2 pseudogenes are annotated in these 1,760 nt (G+C 49.9%); both read left to right on the forward strand.

The annotated features are described in order from the left end of the window. A pseudogene (locus tag MM817_RS16235) lies at positions 1-224 on the forward strand (conjugal transfer protein TraC); the annotation flags it as partial. A gap of 11 nt (positions 225-235) precedes the next feature. Then, positions 236-1,760 (forward strand): annotated as a pseudogene (locus MM817_RS16240) (hypothetical protein); the annotation flags it as partial.

A 1,760-nucleotide genomic window follows, 5' to 3' on the forward strand; every position in this document is an offset into this window, starting at 1 on the left:
TCCTTCTCAAACAAGACAAAAACGACAAAAAGGCCATCATGGATATCTTTCAAATCGAAGAGCGTGAATTTGAGGATCTCATGAGTTTCACGCGTGGTCAGGGTCGATGGAGCGTCGGAGAAGAAGTCTTTTACAACCAGTTCACAACCGCAGACTTTGAATTCCGCCTCTTCAATACACGTTTTGTCGTGTCTGAAGCACAGCTTCTACGACAAGTGAGCTAGGGGGGTCATCGTTGAAAACTGTCAACCGTTGGATGACCACCTTTGCCTTTGTTACCGCCTTCGTCGTCTTAGTCGTGCTATCGCATAGTTTTGCTCAAACGAATTTGAATAGTTATATCGGACAAGTGGCCAATCAGTACGCCAAAACCACAGGTCAACAATCGATTCAAGTGAACAGCCAATCAACGAGCACAACAGCGCCTGGTACAGACACCACAACTACCGGAACTCAGCCGCTACCATCCGTACCATCATCGGCATCACAACAGGTTTCATCGACGACGCCATCAAGCACCAACGGATCGACGGTATCAAGCACACATGGAAGTGGAGGTGGAAACTTGAATTGGTTTGGAAGCTTGATTGTGGGCTTTATCGGCAGTTTTTTGAGTATGATCTCCGCACTACTGATCGCGATGGGATCGAACGTCCCTCAAGTGGTGCTTGGCAATCTGATGTCTAATCCTCACCTTGCCTTTGGTACCGGCAATTTTTTTGACGTAATTCCAAACGGTCATAACGCCATCGTGATGCAACCGTTTATCCAAGTGTTCGTGTGGTTAGCCTACGCTTTCATGGTCTTTGCAGCCTACATCGGAGCGGCTAACATCGCACGTGCCAATAACAGCTCGATTCAACGGGATCGACTGAAAAACGAGATCGTCGGATGGGCCGTGGCTGTGTTGTTTCTATTTGCAGGGCCCTATCTGGCGGTAGCCATCACTCAATTATCGTGGGACATGTGTGCTGGACTTTTCTCTCTTTCTGGCGCCAATTCACTCAGTGTATTCACCATTGGATCCAAAGGCGTCGATCCATCATCCAACCCAGCTACGGTTCTTTTTCACGACATCGTTCAGTTTATCTCTGTGCTGATGGGATTCTTCATCAACATCTTGTATAAATTCCGGGGTATCTTTTTGGATGTGTGGGTCATCCTCTTCCCGTTCGCCATGGCGAGTTATGCCAACGAGAAAACCAAAGGGATCTTCAAACTCTGGTGGACGGAGTGGATCTTTCAGATGCTCGTGCCTCTCGGTCAATCCCTGGTGTACTCCTTAGCGATGGGCATGGTGAATATCACGGGGGCTTCTTCCTCCTCGGCTGTAGGGCTAGGCGATATCTTCACCTCCATTGCAGGAGTCGTAGGATTTCTTGCAGCTGGTGCCTATGTGCGCAAGTTCGTTGACGTCGTGGCACAAGAGTTTCGAGCTCCGATGATGGGCAATGATCTCTTAGGCGGTCTTGCCGCAGGCGCTGTCGCCGGATATGCCACCGACAAAGTGGCAGGGGCTTCGATCAAGGCGGCTTCCTTTGTCCCCAAGCAACTAGGAAAAGGGGCGTTTCGAGCAGTTGATCAACGATTCGCTGGTGCTGCTATGCATCATTTGCACAAAAATCCAGAAACAGTCGCTAGCGCCCTTGCGCATGGACAGAGTTTTGAAGATGTCATGGCGGCTCGTCATACGCAAAAAGGGGAGCCGATCGCCCATGCCGATGGAATGGGCATCGTCAGCGGAACGGATAGTCGTCAAT

The organism is Sulfoacidibacillus ferrooxidans (assembly GCF_022606465.1).
Classification (GTDB): domain Bacteria; phylum Bacillota; class Bacilli; order Alicyclobacillales; family SLC66; genus Sulfoacidibacillus; species Sulfoacidibacillus ferrooxidans.